A 20,807-nucleotide genomic window follows, 5' to 3' on the forward strand; every position below is an offset into this window, starting at 1 on the left:
CGATCGGCGAGTGCGTCCGGACTCGTGGGACGACCGGAGAGGTGTCCGGATCGAGAGACACGAGAAGGCGGACGATCGGAGAATCGGAGAGGTGTCCGGATCCGAGAGGGTGGACGACCGAAGAGGTGTCCGGATCCGTGACAGCGGCTGATCGGCGAATATGACCAGATCAGTCAGAGGGGACGGCCTGCGAGGTCGCGGTGGCGGCGCGCGGTCGCCGGAGGCCGAGCCGTCGCGTGCGCCCTTGCGACGCCGCGACCGCTCCCCGAGCGGACGTTAGGCGACGACCATCGAGTTCTGTCCCGCGGGCGCGCTCTGCTGCTGGGGGTGCTGCTGGGGGTGGGTGGGCTGCCGGTGCGAGGTGGGCTGCTCCACGGCGGGCTGGGGCTGCTGCTGCCGCTGGGCGGCCTGCTCCACGGGAGCCTGCTCGGCGGGGCAGGTGCAGTAGCCGTTGGTCACGATCAGGCGGCCTCGCTGCGCCGTGTAGGTGCGAGAGTCGGTGGCGAGGAGAACGCCCGTGCATTTATGGCAGACGACGGACTGGCGATCCATGGCCGGCTTCCTTCCTTGAGGGTAGCCGTCGAACGTCTCTCGGTCCGGCCGGCTGGCTGCTCGTGCCCCGACGGGAAGACTTGAATCTCCCGGCGAGGTTTCCATCTTACTTCGTAGCACATTGTGATCTTTGAGCCACACGAGGTGACAGGTTGAACCTTGGTGGTGCTGCTTCACAACGGTCTCATGTGAAGCGACCCGGCGGGTGGTGAATGTCCCTCTCTCACCCCCGCCGATCCTCGTCCCAGCGATCTTCGCCGCCCCCGGAGCCCCGGCACGGCCGGGGATCGCTACGTGCTCAGAACTTTTTTCTTTTTTTCCTCGATCACCGACCGGAACAGCAAGGCGTTGGCCGCCACCGCGATGCAGACCACGCCGAGCAGGAAGCCCCAGCTCACGTCGCTCAGGTGATGCATGCCGCGATACATGCGCGAGTAGGCGATGCCCAGGGGAATGCCGAGGCCGACCACCCACCACAGCACGTTCAGGATCTTGTAGCGGTGGGTGTGGACGGTCAGCACCAGGGCGATGCCGCAGTAGAAGGCGACCGCGGCGCTGGTGTGCCCCGAGGGGAAGCTGGAGGTGGGCGGGGCGGGGTCGAGGTGCTCGACGGCGGGGCGCTTGCGCTCGGCGAAGACGGTCGCCAGCAGGAAGATCGCCGACTGCGAGAAGACCGCCAGCGCCAGGAAGATCGACTCGTTCCAGCGCTTGAAGGTCAGCCGGAAGACGACGGCCAGCAGCGCGGTGCCGGCGATGATCACCGGGGTGTCGGACATGCTCGACACCACATCGGTGATCGAACTCCAGTAGGCCGTACGCTCTCCGGCCAGCTGCGCGTTGACCCCCTGGTCGTTCGCGATGAGGGTCGTCGTCTGCAGGACCTTGGTGATGAGGAGTCCGACGCCGATCGTCAGCACCGCCATGATGGCCAGCGGCGCCAGGATGAGGCGCGCCACGCCTTTGAAATCCACCGACATTTTCGACATGGCGCGCCAGCTACCCCGAACGACCTCCTCGGAACGCCTCGGGCTCGACGCCTTCCATGTGCGGTTCGGCGGGCCTGCGGCCCTCTCCCCGGCGCCAGGCCTCGAAGCCCGCCGCCGCCCCCACCACGACCGCCACGCCCAGCGCGACTCCCGCGATCACGTCACTGGTCCAGTGCACGCCGAGCGCCACCCGGCTGTACGCGACGAACACCATGATGACCGCCGCGACGGCCCAGACGGTGATCCGCGAGGCCGTGCCGCGCAGGAAGGGCAGCAGGATGAGCACGAGGATGCACGCGCCCAGCGCCGCTCCCATCGCGTGCCCGGAGGGGAAGGAGGCGCCGGGTGCCCAGGCCACGGGATCCGGCAGCGCGGGCCTGGCGCGGTCGACGATCATCTTGAGGGCGAGGTTCAGCAGTCCGCCGAAGGTGATCGTGGCGACCGCCCAGATCGCCAGGCGCGGCGCGCCCCGGCGCCAGAGCCAGACGGCGGTCAGCACCACCAGCACGCGCCACGTCCAGGGACCGAACACCTCGGTTCCCACGCTGAGGAAGGTGGTGTAGCCGGGATTCTCCAGCGCGTGGGCGTGCAGGCTCAGGGCGATGCCCTCGTCGAGCTCCGTGAGCGGGGAGAAAGAGGTCCTCACGAGCACGAGCAGGATCACGAACGGCACCGTGAAGACCGCCACCGCCGCCAGCGCCATCGTCAGGCGCACCCCCAGGCGCAGGTCAGCAGCATGATCATCGGGATTTCTGTGAGGTTGAGGTTTACCCTCGGCAAATCTGACCATCGTTCATGGCTACCCGATTCCTCGCGAATATTCCTCGCACGACAGGTGGGGGATCGGGCCGGCGGGGCCCCGAGCGCGCGGAATTCAGGGGTACGGAAGCTGTGAATCGCCGGGATTCCGGGCCGCCGAGGCGGGGACTCCGGGCTCCGGGCCCTCCCATGCCATGTGTCAGTGCGTCAAGCCGCGTGCCGGGGTTCGCGGCGGGTCGTCCAGCGCAGGACGTCGCAGTGCCGCCGCTCGGCCTCGGCGAGCGCCGCGTCGTCCGTGTAGGCGTCGAGGACGGCCCGCAGCCACGGCATCTGCTCGGTGACGTCGTCCCACGCCTGGGAGGGGTCGTCGAGACCCAGCTCGATCAGCGCGTCCAGATGCGCGGCGTAGGCCGTCCACCACTGGCGGCTCAGCTCGGCGAGGAATCCGCCCAGCCCGCCGAACTCCCGCTGGATCTCCTCGTCCCACCAGGCGGGGACGGTGACGTCACCGGTGTCGGCCAGGTCGCTGAGCACGAGGTTGGCCAGGGTGCGCCGTCGCCGGACGATGGCCGAACGTGACAGGATGTTCATAACGCCTACCCTGCCAATCATCGTTTGCCGAATGCTTAACGATGTATTGACGGTGATGTCCGGCCTCGGCCGCCCGGCCGAGGCCGGGCGGCTTGGTCGGAGTCGCCGGGCAGCACTAGGCTCTGATCCGCAGATCATTCCGCCTTGTGTCCGCGGAGCTACCTCGACATGGAGGAAGCCCGCCCATGACCCAGGTCCTTGAATTCTCCCGGCTCGTCGACCGTACCCTGAGCGCTCTCGCCGATGTCCTCGGCTCCGACGGGGCGGCCCTCATGCTGATAGACGACCACGACCGGTTGCGGGCGATCGGAGGGTCCGACGACCAGGGCCGGCGGCTGGAGTTGATCCAGGAGCAGATCGGGGCCGGACCGGCCATCGAGGCCCTGTCCCGAGGTGAGGACGTCGCGGTCGACGACCTGAGGGCGGCCAGGCCGTTCGGGTTCCCCGGGGTGGCCGCGCGGGTCTCGGAGGTGCGGGCGGTGCTCTCCGTGCCCCTGCGGGCGGAGGAGCGGTTGATCGGCACGCTGAATTTTTACGACCGGACGAGCCATGAATGGCAGCCCGCGAAAGTCCGGACGGGAGAGCGCCTCGGCGAGCTCATGGTGATGGTCCTTCAGACCATGGCTCATAGACCTCCTTTTCCAGGGAAGCCGTAGTGTGCACGTCAAGTAACCAGGTCGACGCTGAAAGGCGCCACACGTATGACTCACATTGATCCGGAAGCGCTGGTCGCGAGCCTGAGAAGGCTTCAGACGACCTCGTCCACCACAGGCATAGTCCATCAGTTGGAGCGTGCCGTGGATGTGGTGAACTCGCTGTTCGGATATGCGGGTGCGGGACTGATGTTTGCCGAAGAAGGTAAAGATCTCCGCTATTTGGTCGCCACCGATGAGCGGGGACGCAGTCTTGAGGGCGCACAACTCCATCTCGGCCAGGGGCCGTGCGTTTCCGCGTACGAGGAGAATTCCGCGGTGACCTCAAGTGATGTGCGCGTCGATCCGCGCTGGCCGAAGCTCGCCGACCGGCTTCACCCGGAGGTGCGGGCGGTGGCCGGGGTGCCGGTGCGTCTTGGCGGTGAGCCGGTGGGCACCCTGAACGTCTACCAGGCCGATTTTTACGAGTGGGACGAGTCGGACGTCCAGGCGCTCTACGGCTACGCGGACGTGATCGAGCAGCTTCTCACCGCCGCGATGGCCGCCGAGGAGAAGAGCGCCCTGGCCGACCAGCTCCAGTACGCCCTCGACTACCGCGTGGTCATCGAGCGGGCGATCGGTTACCTGATGGGCAAGCACGACCTGACCGCCACCCAGGCCTTCACCGGCCTGCGCAAGCAGGCCCGCGACACCCGCCGCCGCGTCGCCGACCTGGCGGCCGAGGTGCTCGGTGAGGGGGCGGGCGAAATACGGTGATCCTGCTCACGTCGCCCGAACCCGCCGGGGACAGGGTCGAGATCACCGTTCGCGGTGATCTCGACGCCGTCAAGGGCGCCGAACTGTGGCGCGTCCTCGGTGGGCTCACCGCGGCGACGGTCGAACTCGACCTGGCCCAGGTGGTCTTCATCGACTGCGCGGGTGCGCGGGCCCTGTTGCGGGCCGACGAACACGTGCGCGGCCTGGGCCAAGAGATGATCATCGTGCGGCCGTCAGGGCCGGTGCTCCGGTTGCTGCGGCTGCTGGAATTCGATCGGTACCTCCTGATCAGGCACCCCGGAGGCGCGGTCGGCGCGAGCCGCACCCCGCCGGGGCACTAACCTGATCGGTGATGTATCGATTCGTCTTCTCGCAGGTCCTCCGCCGCCTCGACCCCGAGGACGCGCACCACATGGCGGTGCGCGCTCTCCGCGTCCTCTCGGTGACACCCGTGGTCAGGCGGCTGGTTCACCGCCGCCTCGCGCCACGCGACCCCGCGCTGCGCGTGCAGGCCTTCGGCGTGCACTTTCCCGGCCCGTTCGGGCTGGCGGCCGGCTTCGACAAGGACGCCGGCTGTGTCGAGGCCGTGTCCGCGCTCGGCTTCAGTCACGTCGAGGTCGGCACGATCACCGCCCATGCCCAGCCGGGCAACGCCAGACCCCGGATGTTCCGTCTCGTGAGAAACCGGGCGATCATCAACCGGATGGGTTTCAACAACGCGGGCGCGTCCGCCGCGGCCCGGTCGCTGTCCAGGCCACGGGGCGTCCCCGCGATCGTCGGCGTCAACATCGGCAAGACGAAGGTCGTGCCCGAGTCGGGGGCCGTCGCCGACTACGTGGCCGGCGCCAGGGAGCTCGCCCCCCTGGCCGACTACCTGGTCGTCAACGTCAGCTCGCCCAACACCCCCGGCCTGCGCGACCTCCAGGCAGTGGAGCTGCTGGGCCCGCTGCTGCGCGCGGTGAAGGAGGTCGCCGACGCCACGCCCAAGCGCACCCCGCTACTGGTCAAGATCGCTCCTGACCTGGCGGACGCCGACGTGGACGCGGTCGCCGACCTGGCCCTGGACCTCGGGCTCGACGGCATCATCGCCACCAACACCACGATCGGCAGGCAGGCACTGGCCTGTGCGGAGCCCGCGGGCCGTGACCACAGCCACGAGAGCGGCGGCCTGTCGGGGCGTCCGCTGAAGGCCCGGTCCCTGGAGGTCCTGCGCAGGCTGCGCGCCAGGGTGGGCGATCGCCTGGTGCTCGTCTCCGTCGGTGGCGTCGAGGACGTGGACGACGTCTGGGAGCGCCTGCTCGCCGGGGCCACGCTCGTCCAGGGCTACAGCGCGTTGATCTACGAGGGTCCCCTCTGGGCGCACCGCGTGAACCGCGACCTCTCCCGCCGCCTCCGTCGTCACGGCGTGGTCGACCTCCGCCAGATCATCGGCCGTACCGCGAGCCGGAGCCCCGTGAGCTGACCCGGTCGCGGCGCGGTCGGAACCGTCGCGGCCCGAACCTTCGCGGCGGGTCCCGACTCCTCACCCCATCGGCCCGCAAGGCGGCTCACCTTATACCCTGGGTGGGTAACTTCAGGACATGGAGGCACGATGAGCACGACCACATACACCGTCACCGGTATGACCTGCGGCCACTGCGTGAGTTCGGTCAAGGAGGAGGTCGGTGAGGTCCCGGGTGTCACCGGCGTCGACGTCGATCTCGAGACCGGCAGGGTCGACGTCTCCGGCGACTCCTTCGACGACGCGGCCGTCCGCGCCGCCGTCAAGGAAGCGGGCTACGAGGTTCTCGCCTGACAGGGGCGGCGCGGGACACCTTCCTTCTCCGCGCCCCGCCGCTCGCGACGACCGGTCCCGCGGAGGCCGGGACACCGTTCCTGCTCTGCGCCCCCGTCACTCGCACCGGCCCGGCCCGGCGGAGGCCGGGACACCGCCCTTCTCCACCCCGTCATCCGTGCCGTCCCGGCCCTCAGGGGCCGGGAGACCGGTCACATGCTGGGACGGGTCGAGTCGGCCTCGTGGGTCATCTTCTCCAGGTGCTTCATGGTCTCCTCCACCTTGACGACCCCCGGGCGGTGGCGCCGGTGACCGGTCCCGCCCCGCTGCCAGGGACGCGGGCCGGTCAGCGGCCGGTACTCGACGCCGAGCGCGTCGAGGCGGCCCAGGTGCGCCTCCAGCCGGGCGTCGAACCCGTTCCCGGCCGAGCCCGACCAGGTGACCTCGGCCAGCGCGCATCCCCGGGGCCAGGCGCGGTAGTCCACCGCGCGCCCGTCGGGCAGCCGCTCGCTCCACAGCTGGAACTGCGCCCCGAGCACGCGCTCCCGCTCCCCGGCCGTCCATGACTCCGGCGCCGGGGCGAAGGCCGCGACGTCCGAGACGGTGATCGCGTCGCCGATCGCCAAGGGCTCCTCCTCGGAGGAGGCCTCGGCGTAGTCGAAGTACAGCGGGAAGACCGGGGTCTGCACCACGTCGTGCCCGGCGGCGGCGGCACGCCTGGCCACCCCCGGCCCGCGCCAGGGCATCACGATCGTGTCGGGCCTGAGCATGCCGCTGACGAACGCCTCGTCCCACACCACCGCCCTGCTGCCGCGTTCGGCCAGCTCGTCCGCGAGCCGGCGCAGGAACCAGGCGTGCAGGTCGCTCACGCTCTCCAGCCCCAGCTCCACCTGGAACGCGACGATCTCGGGGGAGGCGGCCCAGTCGTCGAGCACGCACTCGTCCCCGCCGATGTGGACGTACGGGGTCTCGCCCAGCGCCTCGGTGATCTCCTCGATCACGCCGGTCAGGAAGTCGACCGTCTCCGGCAGCGGGGACAGGATCGCCGGGGAGATGCCCCAGCGCTCCAGCACGGTGAAGGGCTCGGGCCGGCGCCCGCCGGTGGCGCGGGCGTCGAACTCGGGATAGGCGGCGAGGATCGCCGAGGCGTGTCCCGGTACGTCGATCTCGGGCACGACCGTCACGGCGCGGGCCCGCGCGTAGGCGCCGATCTCGGCGAGGTCCTCCAGCGTGTAGTAGCCGCCGTGCGGGACGTCGTCGAAGGCCGGCTCCTCCCGGTAGTAGCTGGTGATCGTGCGCGGGCGGTGCGCGCCCACCTCGTGCAGCCGCGGGTGCCGGCGGCTCTCGACCCGCCACCCCTGGTCGTCCACCAGGTGCAGGTGGAGACGGTTCAGCTTGTGGGCCGCCATGATGTCGACCATCCTGAACACCTCGCGCTTGGGCATGAAGTGCCGCGCCACGTCCAGGTGCACCCCGCGCCAGGAGAACCGGGGCGCGTCCCGCACCTGGCCGAGGGGAACGCTCCAGCCCGCCCCGGCACCGGCCACCGCGCGGAACGCCGCCGCGGGCAGCAGCTGCCGCAGCGTCTGGCCCGCGTAGAAGGCCCCGGCCCTGTCTCCGGCCGCGATCCGCACGCCCCCGTCCGTCACGTCCAGGGCGTACGACTCGGGGCCGAGCGACGCGTCGGGCTCCACCGTGATCGTCCCCGCCTCGCCGGGACGCGGATCGAGCACGGCGAGCGCGAGGCGTACGGCGTCCACCAGTTCGGCGGGACCGGAGACGACGACCCCGTGGGGAAGGCCGAGGAAACCGCTGGCAGGAGTGAAAGCGGAGGGAAGCGGCAGGAGGTCCATGGCTTGAATCATGCCAAACCGCCAGAGAAATAAGCCCTTTACCCTGGCGACTCCGGACATGGAACCAAGAACCGCCCAAGTACCGCGCGGGAGAGCCGGGGGAGAACCCTCGCGCGGTCATGCTGCTGCTCATGTTCCAAGCGTCCAGGCACCCGGCTCGCACCCCGCCGGCGGTCCTGGTGGCGGTACCGGCGGCGATCATGCTGGCCGCCGGGTGTTCCGCCACCGTCGAGAGCCCCACCCCGCCCTCGCCCACTCCCTCGGAGTCCTCCTCCGCGGTGCGGAGCGCCGAGGGGGCCGGCACCACCGTGGCGGAGAACGCCAGGGCGGGAGATCCCGGTTGGCGGCTGCGCCGGCGTGGCGCCGAGCACGAGATCGAGGGCTTCGCCGACCGGGTGAGCGTGCTGCCCGGAGAGCGTTTCCGGCTGTACGTCTCGACCACCGCCGACCGCTACACCGCCAGGGCCTTCCGGATGGGCTGGTACGGCGGAGCGGGGGCCAGGCGGGTCTGGCGGGCGGCCGGGCTGCCCGGCACGAGGCAGGCGCCGCCCAGGACGATCGCCGCCACCGGGACGGTGACCGCCGCCCACTGGAAACCCGGTCCCGAGGTGGACACCTCGGGCTGGCCCGAGGGCTCCTACCTGATCCGGCTGGACGCCGCCACCGGGGGACGGCGCTACGTCCCCCTCACCGTCAGGTCCGCCTCCACCAGGGGGCGCCTGGTCGTCGTCAACGCGGTCACCACCTGGCAGGCGTACAACGGCTGGGGCGGCCGCAGCCTCTACGAGGGGCCCGGCGGCTTCGGGGACAGGTCCCGGGCGGTCAGCTTCGACCGCCCGTACGACGCCTCAGGGGCACGGCTCTTCCTGGACATGGAACGCGACGCCATCGAGCTCGCCGAGCGCCGCGGCGTACCGCTCGCCTACGTCACGAGCCTGGACCTGGACCGCGACCCGCGCGTTCTCGACGGGGCGAGGGGCCTGGTGTCCCTGGGGCACGACGAGTACTGGTCGCCGGGCATGCGCCGCACCGTCGAGGCCGCCCGGGACCACGGCACCAACCTCGCCTTCCTGGGCGCCAACGCCGTCTACTGGCGGGTCCGCCTCGCCGCGAGGCGCCTGGGCCCGCGCCGCCTGGTCGTCTGCCACAAGGACGCCGCCGAGGACCCCGGGACGATCCTGTGGCGCGCCACCGCCAGGCCGGAGAGCTCGCTGACCGGCCCGATGTACGACTGCTTTCCCTCCGAGTCCGCCTACGTGGTCAGGCGTCCCGGCAACTGGATCTTCAGGGGGACCGGGGTGCGGCGCGGCACCACCTTCCCCGGGATGGTGGGCGTGGAGACCGACAGGGTCGGCGCGGGCGTGCCACGCCCGATGGAGGTCCTGTCGGTGTCCCCGGTGAACTGCGGAGGCCGCGCCACGGTCGCGCACAGCGCCTACTACACCGTGCCGAGCGGCGCCGCGGTGTTCAGCTCGGGCACGATGCGCTGGGTGTGCGCCATGCGGGGCGCCCGCTGCGGCCACGGCGTCACGGACCGGGCCGGGGCCTTCGTCCGCAAGGCGACGGGGAACATCCTGCGCGCCTTCGCCGCGGGCCCGGCCGCGCGCCGCCACCCGGCCCGCGACAACCTCGAGGCCCTGGGCCTGGACGGCCCGCCGGGCCGCTGACACGGGCCGGGCCGGGGGGCTTACCGCCCCAGGTACTGCTGCAGCCCGTTGGCCAGGGAGAGCGCGATCTTCTGCCGGAACGCCGGCTGCTGGAACTTGGCCGCCTCGGCGGGGTTCCTCATGTTGCCGGACTCGACGAAGATCTTGGGAACCGTGGAGAGGTTCAGGCCGCCGAGGTCGTTGCGGTAGTCGAGGGCGTTCTTGCCGATGTAGGTGGAGTACGACAGGCCGGTGCCGCGCCTGAAGGCGTTCCGCACGTCCAGGCCGAGCTTCCTGGAGGCCCCGACCACCGGGTCGACCGGGCCGCCGATCTTCTCCGGCATGATCACGTGGAAGCCGTGGTTGGCGGTGCTCGACCCGTCGGCGTGGATCGAGATCGCCGCGTCCGCCTTCGCCCTGTTGCCGATCGCGGCCCGCTGGGTGATGCACGGCCCGACGCCGGAGTTGCTGTCGCGGGTCAACTTCACCGTCGCGCCGCGGCTCTTGAGGATCTTGGCCAGACGCTGGGAGACGTCCCAGGTGAAGGCCGCCTCGCTGTAGCCGTTCGCGGTGGCGGTGCCGGTGGTGTCGCAGGCCTTCCACTGGGTCAGGACGTTGACCTTCTTGTTGATCTCCGCGGGGTGGCGGTAGTTCTGCCCGTTGTGGCCGGGGTCGATGACCACGACCTTGCCGCTGAGCGACTCGCGGCCCTCGCCGCCGCGCCCGGTGGCGGGGCTCGCGGCGGGATCGCCCGCCGCGCCGGCCGCCGGGCCTGCCGGGGTGCCGGCGGTGCCGTCGGCCGCCGGGGCCGCGGCCGTTCCGGCCGCGGGAGGAACGGGCCCGCGCTCCCGCGCGAGGTCCGCGCCCGCGGCGGTTCCACCGCAGGCGGCGACGCCGAGCCCGCACAGGACAAGGGTCGCCGCGAGTGCTTTACCGGTCACGCTCATCGCCCCCAAGGAAGTCGTCGACCACCCAACTTACGTGGCCTGAGGGCATGACACGGCCGTTGTCGCGATATGTGCCCGCCTGTTACGAGGCGTGAGGCGCTCCCCTCACCCGCCTGTCACGAGGCGTGTGGTGCTTCCCCGTCAGAGACGCCTTCCCGTCAAATGTGCTTTCCGTCACGGAAGGCGGCGGCGTGGGCCCGTCACCAGGCGTGCTCGCCGACCTCCAGCTTCTGCAGGAGCGCGGCGAGCTCCCTGGCGTCCTCGGCGTCCAGCCCGAGGACCACGCGAGGCCGTCCCCAGGGGTGGTCGATCGAATGGGCCACGTAGCTGGCCACGGACTCGGCCCCGGCGTCGCCGTTGCGGCCCCGGGCGGCCCGCCAGTGCGCCCACGCCCGCTCGAGTTCGGCGGCGGCCCGCTGGGCGCATGACACCAGTTCCGGATCACGCATTGTTACCCCCCTCGTCTCGGCCAGAGTCAACACCGGCGGCGCGCCGCCGTTCACGATGTTGACCTGGTCTTTGGGAGGTCATGGAGCCTGCCTGGGCGTGCTGTAACGCTCCAGGCAGGCTCTTTAGCGTTCGGCGGAACTCGTGCTGTTCCGTACGACCAGCTGCGGCGCGACCTGGCGCAGGCGCGAGGTCTTGCCGGGGTCGCCGATCCGGTCGTTCAGCAGCGCGGCGGCGGAACGGCCCATGGCGCGGCGCGGCTGGTCCACGGTGGTCAGCGAGATCGGCTGGGTCCCGGCGCGGTGGATGTTGTCGTACCCGACCACGGACAGGTCCTCGGGAACCCGCAGGCCCAGCTCGGCGGCCGCGGACAGCACGCCCATGGCCACCAGGTCGTTGGCGGCGAAGATCGCTGTGGGCCGGGGATCGCGCGTGAGCAGGCTGTGCGCCGCCCTCGCGCCGCCCTCCTCGCTGGACTCGCCCTCCTCGACCATGATGTACGGCGCCAGGGAGTGCCTGCGCATCGCGACCAGGTAGCCCTCGCACCGGAAGCGCCCGGAGGAGATGCCCGAGGCCTCGATGTGGGCGATCCTGCGGTGACCGAGCTCCACGAGGTGGTCGACGGCGAGGCGGGCGCCGAGCTGGTCGTCGTCGACGACGATGTCCACGCCGCCGAGGTCGATGTCGCGCTCGCCCACCACCACGGTCGGCGTGTAGCCGGTGGCCTCGATGAGCGTCCCGCTGGTGGGCGCGATGCCGAGCAGGACGAGCCCGTCGACGCGCAGTTCGAGGAACGCCTCGACCGCCTCGTCCTCGAAGGCGGGGTCCCACTGGCTGTTGCCGATGAGGAGTCTCAGCCCGTCGCCGTGCAGGCTCTCCTGCAGGCCGTCCAGGAACTCCGCGTAGAACGGGTTGTGCAGGTCGGCGACGAGCGCCCCGACCAGGTGGGTGCGGCCCTCGACCAGGCTGCGCGCGACCGCGTTGGGCCGGTAGCCGAGGTCTCTGGCCGCCTGGAGCACGGCCTGCCTGCGATGTTCGCTGACGTGGGGCGATCCGCGCAGGACGAGCGAGACCAGTGATTTGGAGACACCGGCTCGTTCGGCCACGTTGCGGATCGTGGGTCTCGGGCGTGGCCCGCCGCCCCCCTCGGACAGAACGGGTTCGGCGAACCCGCGGGCTCGGGTGACGGTGGTGTTGACCGGCGGTCCTGACATGGCTCTCCCCCGCGATGGTGGATGGGCACCTGTCACTCAAAACGATCGAGTTCCGAATGGGGTACGGCTTGCGCGGAAGGGAACTCCGATCTTGACCCCGGCGCCGGGCGGATCGGCTCCGATAGGCTTCGCGGTGTGGGGTCGACATCCGGAGCCGCCGAACGGGCGAAACCCGCGGCGGGCGGCGCGCGACCGGCGCGGCGCAGGCTCACCGTCGACCGGCGCCGCGAGGAGCTCATGGCGGCGGCCCTGGAGCTGTTCAGCAGGCGTGACGCCGAATACGTGTCGATCGACGACGTGGCCTCCGCGGCCGGCGCGTCGCGGGCCCTGGTCTACCACTACTTCGGTGGCAAGCAGGAGCTCTACGTCGCCGCGCTGAAGAGCGCCGCGGCCCAGCTGGAGGCGAGGCTCAGACCTCAGGGCGGACATCCGCTGGACGAGCTGACCGGGGGCCTCACCCGCTACTTCGACTTCGTCGAGGAACACGCGACGGGCTTCGCCGCGCTGCTCAAGGGCGGCCCCGCCAACAGCAGCGGTGAGACCGGGGAGGTCGTCGACGCGGTCAGGCACCGGCTGCTCAAACTGATCATGAAGCAGATGCGGGTCGAGGAGCCGGGCCCCGTGCTCCGCGTCACGCTGCGCTCGTGGATCGCCTCCGTCGAGACCGCGGGCCTCGACTGGCTGGAGCGCCGCGACATCGAGCGGCCGGCGCTGGAGCGCATGCTGATCGGTCAGATGGTGGCGCTGCTCGGCGTGGCGGCCGAGCACGACTCGCAGGTCGGCGAGTTGCTGGACAACCTGGTCAGAGGTGGATCGAGCCGCCCTGCGGACCGGGAGAGGCCCGGGGCGGACGGCTGAGAGAAACCCCCTGGAAGATACTTCCGAGCCCTTCGGAGCACGCGCTCGGTCGTTCGGAGCACGCGCCGGAGGGCGGGGTACGTGCTGGGGCGGCGCCGGGCGGGCGACGCCGCTCCCCACAAACCCGTGTGGCCTACACGCTCAAAGGGTGAGCGCGCACCAATCCCCCTAGGTCAGTGACGGCCCCCGTCTTACTCTGAGCGCTGCTGCGGAATCCCCGCGAGCAGCGCGCGAACCTCAGTCTCCCGGTACCGGCGGTGTCCACCCAGGGTGCGGATGGACGTCAACTTGCCCGCCTTCGCCCACCGGGTCACGGTCTTGGGATCGACGCGGAACATGGTTGCGACCTCCGCCGGGGTGAGCAGCGGCTCTGCCTCGGGTGTACGAGCTGACATTTGTGCGGCCTCTCCTCCATGTGGACCGGCGACAGCGATCCTGCGACTTGACGCTTGTCACGGATGTCCGCCTATGGCCCTTGCGTGCGGCTGTTTGGGCCATATGCGGCATCACCCGATGTGACCATACAGCCACGTAGAGCGATTGGCGAGTCTTTGAGCGACTCATCTCTCTTGTGCACGTGTTGTTGTCACGCTCGGTGATTCTAGCGACACGTTTCGTGGTATCGCAGTGAAAACGGCAAACTACTCAGTTCGTAGGTGCATCCCCGGTCATCGACGGACCTACTTACGCAGGTCGAAGGGATGATTTGCGACTCAGTTTGCCGATTCGAGAAGTTGTATTGATCGCCAGCGGAGGATGACGCGCTGGTACATGGCGAACGCCAGTTCTTCCTCGCCTTTTTCCAGACCTGTCAGCGCCGCCGCGAGCTCCGCCACGGATTCGTCGGCCTGGAGCGTCTCGTCGTCCATGAGGTTGACGATGCCGCCGTAGTCGAGCTCGACCAGCGAATGCGGGTGGAACTCCTCCAGCCAGCGCGCCACGTCCTCGACCTCGGCGGTGACCGAGACCTCGCCCACCTGCCTCCTGATGATCTGCAGGGCGCGGGCGCTGCGGCGCCTGGCGTGGGCCATGGAGGTGACGTAGATCAGGTTGCGCGTGGTGGTCGTGCCCCCCTTGCCCTCGCCGCCGTCGATGACCAGCCAGCGCTCGTTGCCGTCGAAGGGGACGAACCACGAGGTCGGAACGTGCCAGGTGGAACCGCGGATGTGCGTGCGCAGCGCGGCGGAGTCGGTGCGGCGCTTGAACCGGTCGAAGTCGTCGGCCGTCTGCTCCGCGACGGCGGGTGGCACGAAACGCTCCATCAGCTTGGGCGGGGTCGCCCCGCGAAAGCGTGAGAAGGCGAGCCAGGACCTCAGCCTGCTCTGCCACGGGCAGACGTACAGGACCTCCTCCACGCGCCTCAGATAGGCGTTGGGGCTCTCCTGGGCGGGTGCCGGAGCCGGTGGCACCCCCAGAAGGCGTCGCATCGCCTCGCCGTGCTCGGCGTGGAGGGCGCTCGCTCGGCGCGGTCGGTCGGCCGCCTCGGCGTAGGCGGCCCACGAGACGCGCTCCGCCGGGGCGAACGCGACCAGCGGTTCGTAGACGCGGAGGTACGCGGCATAGGGCAGCACGACCGCATCGTGTCACGAAGGACCGGCCGTTGTCCGCAGCGGACCGGCTTCCGCGGTGGTCGTCTCGGCCATTGAGATGGGACGTTCGTGCACGTCGTGCCTTTACGGACATGTGGTTACGCTGAGGGTGATCTCCGCCGCGACGGTGCGGCGGTAACGAACGACTGGGAGTCACCACAGTGACCGACGTCTTCGGGCTGTCCCACAAGGACGCGGGCCCGGCAACCGGCGGCCAGGCGAGGCACGAGCAGGTCGTTTTCTGCTCCGACGAGCGCAGCGGCCTTCACGCGATCATCGCCATCCACAACACCGCCCTGGGCCCCGGCCTGGGCGGCACCAGGTTCTATCCCTACGAGAGCGAGCAGGCCGCGCTGGCCGACGTGCTCAACCTCTCGCGGGCGATGGCCTACAAGAACGCCCTGGCGGGGCTCGACCTCGGTGGCGGCAAGGCCGTCATCATCGGCGACCCGGCGACGGACAAGAGCGAGGCGCTGCTGCGCGCCTACGGCAGGTTCGTCCAGTCGCTCGGGGGCCGCTACTACACGGCGTGCGACGTGGGCACCTACAGCGAGGACATGGACATCGTGGCCCGCGAGTGCTCCTACGTGACCGGCCGCACGCTGGCCAACGGCGGGGCCGGCGACTCGTCGATCCTGACCGCCCTCGGCGTGTTCCAGGGCATGCGCGCCGCCGCCGAGCACACGTACGGGACGCCGACGCTGCGCGGCAGGCGCGTCGGCGTCGAGGGTGTGGGCAAGGTCGGCCACCGCCTGGTCGGCCATCTGATCGAGGACGGCGCGGAGGTCGTGGTCTGCGACGTGAGCGAGGGGGCCGTGGAACGGCTGCGGCGGATCCACCCCCAGGTCGAGGTCGTCGCCGACCGGCTGGAGCTCACCGCCGCCGACGTCGACGTCTACGCGCCGTGCGCCCTCGGCGGGGCGCTGGACGACGAGACGGTGGCCCGTCTGCGCGCCGCGATCGTCTGCGGCGGGGCCAACAACCAGCTGGCCCACCCCGGCGTGGAGAAGCAGCTCGCCGACCGCGGGATCCTCTACGCGCCCGACTACGTGGTCAATTCCGGCGGCGTCATCCAGGTCGCGGACGAGATCAGGGGATTCAACATGGAGCGGGCCCAGGCAAAGGCCACCCAGATCTACGACACGACTCTCAAGATCTTCTCTAGTGCGGCGGAGGATGGCGTCCCTCCGGCCGTCGCAGCCGATAGGCTGGCTGAGCGCAGAATGTCGGAAGTCGGGCGAATTAGGGGCATTTGGCTGGGCCACTAGCCCCACACGCCCATACGACGTACCGAGCCGGGCGTAAAACGGGTACGGTTGTAGGCGAACGAGAGCTGACGCCTAAGTCAGGTGGCGTCAGTGCGTGGTGCGTTAGCGACGAGGGGTCGGGCACGACCCCACACGAGGGGGTCGAGCCAATGGGGCGCGGCCGAGCAAAGGCCAAGCAGGTCAAGGTTGCTCGCCAGCTGAAGTACAACAGCGGTGGCACTGATCTTGAGCGTCTGCGCGACGAGCTCGGAGTCAGAGACGACTCCAACCACAATGACGACTCCAACGACGCCTACGACGAGCTGGCGGATCGGTACGCCGATTACGCCGATGACTTCGGCTCCGGAGATGACCGCGACGACGGGACATCCGGCCGCCGCTAGGCGGATTTCAGGTTGACGGTGAGCAGGACACCCGGTGGTGAGCACAGGCCACCGGGTGTTCTTCTCGCTACGAGTCGACAATATGCGGCGCTCCGGTGGTCCGGAGCGCTTTTCGCCGTACCCGCCGGGGATCCGGCGCATCCCTTTCCGGCTCTTCGGACCGGTGACAGGATCCGGCGCGTCCCCTCCCGGCCGGTGACACCGGCCGGGAGGGACACGGGAGCCGCGGGGTCGCCTTCGCCGGGAAGGCGGGCGGATCAGCGGAAACGCGCCTGGCCCGAGCCCTCGACGATCTCGCCGAGCACCCAGGCGGGGAGGTTCCGCTCCCCGAGCAGCGCCAGGGCCGGTTCCACGGCCTCGGCGGGGACGACCGCGGCCATGCCCACACCCAGGTTGAACGTCCGGTCCATGTCGGCCTGAGCCACCCCGCCGTGCCCCGCGAGCACCTCGAAGACGGCGGGCGGGGTCCATGACGAGCGGTCGAGCAGCGCGTCCAGACCGGGGGGCAGCGAGCGGGACAGGTTGCCCGCCAGGCCGCCGCCCGTGATGTGGGCGTACGCGTGGACGTCGACCGCGCGGGCCAGCTCCAGGCAGTCGAGGGAGTAGATCCTGGTCGGCTCCAGCAGCTCCTCGCCCAGCGTCCGCCCCAGCTCGGGCAGCTCGGCCTCCAGGGACAGCCCGGCCCGGTCGATGATGTGCCTGACCAGCGAGTAACCGTTGGAGTGCACGCCCGAGGAGGCCAGCGCGAGGACCACGTCGCCCGCGCGGACCCTGTCGCGGCCGAGCATCCTGTCGGCCTCAACCACCCCGGTGGCGGCACCCGCGAGGTCGTACTCGCCGGCCTCCATGGCGCCGGGGTGCTCGGCGGTCTCCCCGCCGACGAGAGCGCAGCCCGCCAGGCGGCAGCCCTCGGCGACACCGCCCACGATCTCGGCGATCCGCTCGGGGACCACCTTGCCGCAGGCGATGTAGTCGGTCATGAACAGCGGCTCGGCGCCGCAGACGACCAGGTCGTCGACGACCATGCCGACCAGGTCGATCCCGATCGTGTCGTGCTTGTCGAGCCGCTGGGCCAGCATGACCTTGGTTCCGACGCCGTCGGTCGACGTGGTGAGCAGCGGCCGCCGGTACGACAGCAGGGCCGAGGCGTCGAAGAGGCCGGCGAAACCGCTGGCGTCGTCCACGACCTCGGGCCTGCGCGCCCGCGCGACCTTCGACTTCATCAGCTCGACGGCGCGCTCGCCCGCGTCGATGTCCACTCCGGCGGCCGCGTAGCTGGTCATGAAGCCTCTCTCTGCGCGCCCGGCCCGCTCAACGCTTGGCCTCCAGCACGTACTTGCCCACGTTGTCCTGGTCGATCGGGATGGGGTACTCGCCGTCGAAGCAGGCACGGCAGAGCCGGTCGGCGGGGATCGTGGTGGCCGCGGTCAGGCCCTCCAGCGAGATGTATCCGAGCGAGTCGGCGCCGAGCGAGGCGCGGATCTCCTCCACGCTCAGCGAACCGGCGATCAGCTCGGCCCGGGTGGCGAAGTCGATGCCGTAGAAGCACGGCCAGCTGACCGGCGGGGAGGAGATCCGGACGTGCACCTCCGTGGCGCCCGCCTCGCGCAGCATCTTGACGATCGCCCGCTGCGTGTTGCCCCGCACGATCGAGTCGTCCACGACCACCAGGCGCTTGCCCGCGACGACCTCTTTCAGCGGGTTGAGCTTCAGCCGGATGCCCAGCTGGCGGATCGTCTGGGACGGCTGGATGAAGGTCCGGCCCACGTAGGAATTCTTGACCAGACCTTGACCGTAGGGGATCCCGCTCTCCTCGGCGTAGCCGACGGCGGCGGGAGTGCCCGACTCGGGGGTCGGGATGACCAGGTCGGCCTCGACCGGGTGCTCGCGGGCCAGCACGCGGCCGACCTCGACGCGCGTGGTCTGCACGCCGCGCCCGGCGATCGTGGTGTCCGGGCGGGCCAGGTAGACGTACTCGAACAGGCAGCCCTTGGGCTCGGCGAGCGCGAACCTGCGCGAGCGCACGCCGCGCTCGTCGATGGTGATCAGCTCGCCCGGCTCGATCTCGCGGACGAACGTGGCGCCCACGATGTCCAGCGCCGCGGTCTCCGAGGCGACCACCCAGCCGCGCTCCAGGCGCCCGAGGACCAGCGGGCGGACGCCCTGCGGGTCGCGGGCCGCGTAGAGAGTCTTCTCGTCCATGAAGACGAGCGAGTAGGCGCCCCTGACCTGCGGAAGCAGCTCGGCCGCCGCGTCGTCGATGGACTGGCTGCGGTCCTGGGCCAGCAGCGTCGTCAGCACCTCGGTGTCGGTGGTCGCCCTGGTGGATCCGGGGGCCAGGCGCCTGGCCAGCTCCGGGGTGTTGATCAGGTTGCCGTTGTGGGCGAGCGCGAGCCCGCCGGACTCGGTCGAGCTCAGCGTCGGCTGCGCGTTCTCCCAGACGCTCGACCCGGTCGTCGAGTAGCGGCAGTGGCCGATCGCCAGGTGGCCGCGGAGGGTCCCGAGCACGGACTCGTCGAAGACCTGGGCCACCAGGCCCATGTCCTTGTAGACGAGGATCCTGCTGCCCTCGCTGACCGCGATGCCCGCGGACTCCTGGCCGCGGTGCTGCAACGCGTACAGCCCGTAGTAGGTGAGTTTGGAGACTTCCTCCCCAGGGGCCCACACCCCGAAGACGCCACATGCGTCCTTCGGAGGCCGGTCGTGAGGATCAAGGTCATGGCTCAGATGGCCGTCGCCCTTCAGCACATGCTTCATTCTAGGTCGGCTTCTTCCCTGCTCGCACCCAGGGTCCGTTCCGCGGCATGTAGCACCCTGACCGAACGATCATCGGTGTTTTGCCGTGTCAGCCTGTTTCGCCGGTGGCTGACAGGGGAGTGTGAGATATCCGGCATGCCCGAGCGTCGGGAGAAGAGACGTGACAACACCTGTGGACCCGAACCAGCCCGACCCGCGGCGAGTGCCGCGGGACAGGCGCCCAGAGCAGGAAGGACAGGAAGGGTCCGGCTCGGAGGAGCCACAGGACACCTCCGAGGAGGCGGCCGTGCCCGGCGAGCACGAGCCCGCCGTCCCGGAGACGACCGCCTGGCCCGTCCCTCCCTCGAATGAGCCGCCCACGTGGCGGCAACCCCCCGCCCCGGCGGGCGAGTCCACCGGGTGGGCCGATCCCTCAGGCTCCGCCGAGTCTCCAGGCCAGGCCGGTTCCGCCGAACCTTCCGGCAGGGCCGAGCCGACCGGGTGGACGGAGATCCCCGGCCGGGCCGAGCCCCAGGGCCGGGAGCCCGGCGAGGGTTCCGTGTGGGGGTCGGGGGCGTCGACGCCGTCGACGCCCCCGACGCCGGAGCCGTGGGAGGAGCCGGATCCCGAGACACCCGTGCCCGATCCCAATGAGGCCCCGACCTGGCCGCCGGCCGCGATTCCCGCCGAACCACGGGTTCCGCCGCATCCGGACACGCCGACCGCGCCGGAGGTGCCGCCGCCCGACCAGGCGGGCGGCCCGTACGCCGCGCCGGGGTACCTGGGGCAGTCCGGGACTCCCGGCCCATCCTGGGCTTCGGAGGACTCGGGGTCTTCGGGGTACGGGACGCCGGAGTCCGGGGGGGCATCCGAGGGCAGGGCCGAGGAAGCGCGGGAGGGCGCGCCCGGGGGCACCCGTGAGGGGGTGCCCGAAGGGACTCGTGAGGGGGCGGTGCCCGAGGGGCAGCCCTACACGGTGCCGGGCACCACGCCGTCCGCCTACCCCGGCTGGGAGAGCGCCTCGGAGACCTCCGGCGAGTCCGGCCGACCCGGGGGGACGGACCACCCCGGGACACCGGCAGCCCCCACCCCGCCGTCGCGCTACGAGCAACCGGCGTCCTCCGGGGAACCTGAGGCCCCGCAGCGGCCCGCCGAGCCCGCCGGTGGCTTCCAGGCGGACCGGCCGCCCGTTCCCGGCGCCCCGGGAGCGCCCCAGCCGGGCCATCCACAGCAAACGGGCCGGTATGGCTACGGGGAGCAGCCCACGTACGGGGAGGCGCAGCAGGCCGGGCAGCCCTACGGCGGTCCCGGTGCGCAGCCGTCACCCGCGACCGGTCCCTCCCAGCCGCTCCAGGGCGGCACACCGTACCCGGCCCCTCCGGGCGCGCCCGGCTATCCGTACGCCACGCCCTATCCGGCGTACCCGGACGAGGGGCGCAAGCCCGGCGGCGGGCTGGGCACCGCCGCGCTCGTGCTCGGGATCGTCGCGATCGTGTCGCTCGTCGTCTGCGGCCTCGGCGTGCTGGTGGCGATCGTCGGTCTGATCGTCGGCATCGTCGCGCTCGTCAAGAAGTCCAGGCCGGGCCGGGCCTGGGTGGGGATCGCGCTGAGCCTTCTCACCCTGGTGATCGCCGCGGTGTTCATGAGCTGGCTCTACAGCAAGGTCGGCGACTGCGTCAACCTGCCGCCGGAGCTGCAGCGGCGCTGCATCGAGGACAGGTTCGGCGTCCAGGTGCCGACCGCCCCGTAACGGCGGACGGGGGTCGACGGGGGTCGACGGGGGTCGACGGGGGTC

The 20,807-nt window shown here is 70.8% G+C and carries 22 protein-coding genes; 10 read left to right on the plus strand and 12 right to left on the minus strand.

The window, feature by feature from the left end:
- Window positions 1-276 precede the first annotated feature (276 nt).
- The 4 genes from ACVCAG_RS37555 to ACVCAG_RS37570 all read right to left on the minus strand — a co-directional run bounded on the left by ACVCAG_RS37555 (window position 277) and on the right by ACVCAG_RS37570 (window position 2,888).
- A complete protein-coding gene (locus tag ACVCAG_RS37555; protein ID WP_440072055.1) occupies window positions 277-552 on the minus strand; it encodes a hypothetical protein in 276 nt (91 codons plus the stop codon).
- A 290-nt stretch (window positions 553-842) separates the two neighbouring features.
- Window positions 843-1,508 carry a phosphatase PAP2 family protein gene (locus ACVCAG_RS37560; protein ID WP_440087758.1) on the minus strand — a complete coding sequence of 222 codons (666 nt, stop codon included), beginning with the start codon at window positions 1,506-1,508 and terminating at the stop codon, window positions 843-845.
- A 40-nt stretch (window positions 1,509-1,548) separates the two neighbouring features.
- The gene (locus tag ACVCAG_RS37565; protein WP_447191285.1) at window positions 1,549-2,253 is read right to left on the minus strand and encodes a phosphatase PAP2 family protein; all 705 of its coding nucleotides are present in this window, start codon (window positions 2,251-2,253) and stop codon (window positions 1,549-1,551) included.
- 251 nt (window positions 2,254-2,504) lie between these two features.
- A complete protein-coding gene (locus tag ACVCAG_RS37570) occupies window positions 2,505-2,888 on the minus strand; it encodes a hypothetical protein (RefSeq protein ID WP_440087760.1) in 384 nt (127 codons plus the stop codon).
- A 185-nt stretch (window positions 2,889-3,073) separates the two neighbouring features.
- On the opposite strand from ACVCAG_RS37570, the gene ACVCAG_RS37575 reads away from it, so the two are divergent.
- From ACVCAG_RS37575 to ACVCAG_RS37595, 5 genes are all read left to right on the plus strand, one after another.
- Window positions 3,074-3,544, plus strand: coding sequence for a GAF domain-containing protein (locus tag ACVCAG_RS37575; protein WP_440087761.1), 471 nt, complete (start codon window positions 3,074-3,076; stop codon window positions 3,542-3,544).
- Window positions 3,545-3,589: 45 nt separating this feature from the next.
- On the plus strand, window positions 3,590-4,297 hold the full coding sequence (locus ACVCAG_RS37580) for an ANTAR domain-containing protein (protein ID WP_440087762.1): 708 nt from the start codon (window positions 3,590-3,592) through the stop codon (window positions 4,295-4,297).
- Window positions 4,294-4,638 (plus strand): STAS domain-containing protein, encoded by a 345-nt coding sequence (locus tag ACVCAG_RS37585; RefSeq protein WP_447191286.1) that lies wholly within the window; start codon window positions 4,294-4,296, stop codon window positions 4,636-4,638. Before ACVCAG_RS37580 ends, ACVCAG_RS37585 begins: the two co-directional genes overlap by 4 nt.
- 11 nt (window positions 4,639-4,649) lie before the next feature.
- Window positions 4,650-5,759, plus strand: a complete 1,110-nt coding sequence (locus tag ACVCAG_RS37590; RefSeq protein ID WP_440087764.1) for a quinone-dependent dihydroorotate dehydrogenase — start codon at window positions 4,650-4,652, stop codon at window positions 5,757-5,759.
- 129 nt (window positions 5,760-5,888) lie between these two features.
- Window positions 5,889-6,092, plus strand: coding sequence for a cation transporter (locus ACVCAG_RS37595; protein ID WP_440072063.1), 204 nt, complete (start codon window positions 5,889-5,891; stop codon window positions 6,090-6,092).
- A gap of 191 nt (window positions 6,093-6,283) precedes the next feature.
- Here the strand turns inward: ACVCAG_RS37595 and ACVCAG_RS37600 are convergent, their stop codons facing one another.
- Complete coding sequence (locus ACVCAG_RS37600; RefSeq protein ID WP_440087765.1) at window positions 6,284-7,924, minus strand: family 20 glycosylhydrolase; 1,641 nt, start codon at window positions 7,922-7,924, stop codon at window positions 6,284-6,286.
- Between the two features lie 119 nt (window positions 7,925-8,043).
- Between ACVCAG_RS37600 and ACVCAG_RS37605 the strand changes: the two genes are divergently transcribed.
- Window positions 8,044-9,591, plus strand: a complete 1,548-nt coding sequence (locus ACVCAG_RS37605; RefSeq protein WP_440087766.1) for a N,N-dimethylformamidase beta subunit family domain-containing protein — start codon at window positions 8,044-8,046, stop codon at window positions 9,589-9,591.
- A 20-nt stretch (window positions 9,592-9,611) separates the two neighbouring features.
- Here the strand turns inward: ACVCAG_RS37605 and ACVCAG_RS37610 are convergent, their stop codons facing one another.
- From ACVCAG_RS37610 to ACVCAG_RS37620, 3 genes are all read right to left on the minus strand, one after another.
- Window positions 9,612-10,517, minus strand: coding sequence for an N-acetylmuramoyl-L-alanine amidase (locus ACVCAG_RS37610; RefSeq protein WP_440087767.1), 906 nt, complete (start codon window positions 10,515-10,517; stop codon window positions 9,612-9,614).
- Between the two features lie 200 nt (window positions 10,518-10,717).
- The gene (locus ACVCAG_RS37615; protein WP_362695682.1) at window positions 10,718-10,966 is read right to left on the minus strand and encodes a hypothetical protein; all 249 of its coding nucleotides are present in this window, start codon (window positions 10,964-10,966) and stop codon (window positions 10,718-10,720) included.
- A gap of 123 nt (window positions 10,967-11,089) precedes the next feature.
- Window positions 11,090-12,178, minus strand: coding sequence for a LacI family DNA-binding transcriptional regulator (locus ACVCAG_RS37620; protein WP_362695684.1), 1,089 nt, complete (start codon window positions 12,176-12,178; stop codon window positions 11,090-11,092).
- 135 nt (window positions 12,179-12,313) lie between these two features.
- On the opposite strand from ACVCAG_RS37620, the gene ACVCAG_RS37625 reads away from it, so the two are divergent.
- The gene (locus ACVCAG_RS37625) at window positions 12,314-13,036 is read left to right on the plus strand and encodes a TetR family transcriptional regulator (RefSeq protein WP_440087768.1); all 723 of its coding nucleotides are present in this window, start codon (window positions 12,314-12,316) and stop codon (window positions 13,034-13,036) included.
- Window positions 13,037-13,227: 191 nt separating this feature from the next.
- Here the strand turns inward: ACVCAG_RS37625 and bldC are convergent, their stop codons facing one another.
- Together bldC and ACVCAG_RS37635 are read right to left on the minus strand one after the other, a co-directional pair.
- Window positions 13,228-13,431, minus strand: a complete 204-nt coding sequence (gene bldC / locus ACVCAG_RS37630; protein WP_013133571.1) for a developmental transcriptional regulator BldC — start codon at window positions 13,429-13,431, stop codon at window positions 13,228-13,230.
- Between the two features lie 318 nt (window positions 13,432-13,749).
- Window positions 13,750-14,607 carry a hypothetical protein gene (locus ACVCAG_RS37635; protein ID WP_440087769.1) on the minus strand — a complete coding sequence of 286 codons (858 nt, stop codon included), beginning with the start codon at window positions 14,605-14,607 and terminating at the stop codon, window positions 13,750-13,752.
- A gap of 179 nt (window positions 14,608-14,786) precedes the next feature.
- On the opposite strand from ACVCAG_RS37635, the gene ACVCAG_RS37640 reads away from it, so the two are divergent.
- Both ACVCAG_RS37640 and ACVCAG_RS37645 read left to right on the plus strand, forming a co-directional pair.
- Window positions 14,787-15,893, plus strand: a complete 1,107-nt coding sequence (locus ACVCAG_RS37640) for a Glu/Leu/Phe/Val dehydrogenase dimerization domain-containing protein (RefSeq protein ID WP_440087770.1) — start codon at window positions 14,787-14,789, stop codon at window positions 15,891-15,893.
- Between the two features lie 149 nt (window positions 15,894-16,042).
- Window positions 16,043-16,276, plus strand: coding sequence for a DUF3073 domain-containing protein (locus tag ACVCAG_RS37645; protein WP_344747622.1), 234 nt, complete (start codon window positions 16,043-16,045; stop codon window positions 16,274-16,276).
- Window positions 16,277-16,533: 257 nt separating this feature from the next.
- On the opposite strand, the gene purM is transcribed toward ACVCAG_RS37645, so the two are convergent.
- Complete coding sequence (purM, locus tag ACVCAG_RS37650) at window positions 16,534-17,559, minus strand: phosphoribosylformylglycinamidine cyclo-ligase (RefSeq protein WP_440087771.1); 1,026 nt, start codon at window positions 17,557-17,559, stop codon at window positions 16,534-16,536.
- A gap of 28 nt (window positions 17,560-17,587) precedes the next feature.
- Window positions 17,588-19,033 (minus strand): amidophosphoribosyltransferase, encoded by a 1,446-nt coding sequence (purF, locus tag ACVCAG_RS37655; protein ID WP_362844424.1) that lies wholly within the window; start codon window positions 19,031-19,033, stop codon window positions 17,588-17,590.
- A gap of 931 nt (window positions 19,034-19,964) precedes the next feature.
- On the opposite strand from purF, the gene ACVCAG_RS37660 reads away from it, so the two are divergent.
- Window positions 19,965-20,762, plus strand: coding sequence for a hypothetical protein (locus ACVCAG_RS37660; RefSeq protein WP_447191287.1), 798 nt, complete (start codon window positions 19,965-19,967; stop codon window positions 20,760-20,762).
- The last annotated feature ends 45 nt before the right edge of the window (window positions 20,763-20,807 follow it).

It is taken from the genome of Streptosporangium sp. G12, from assembly GCF_052983175.1.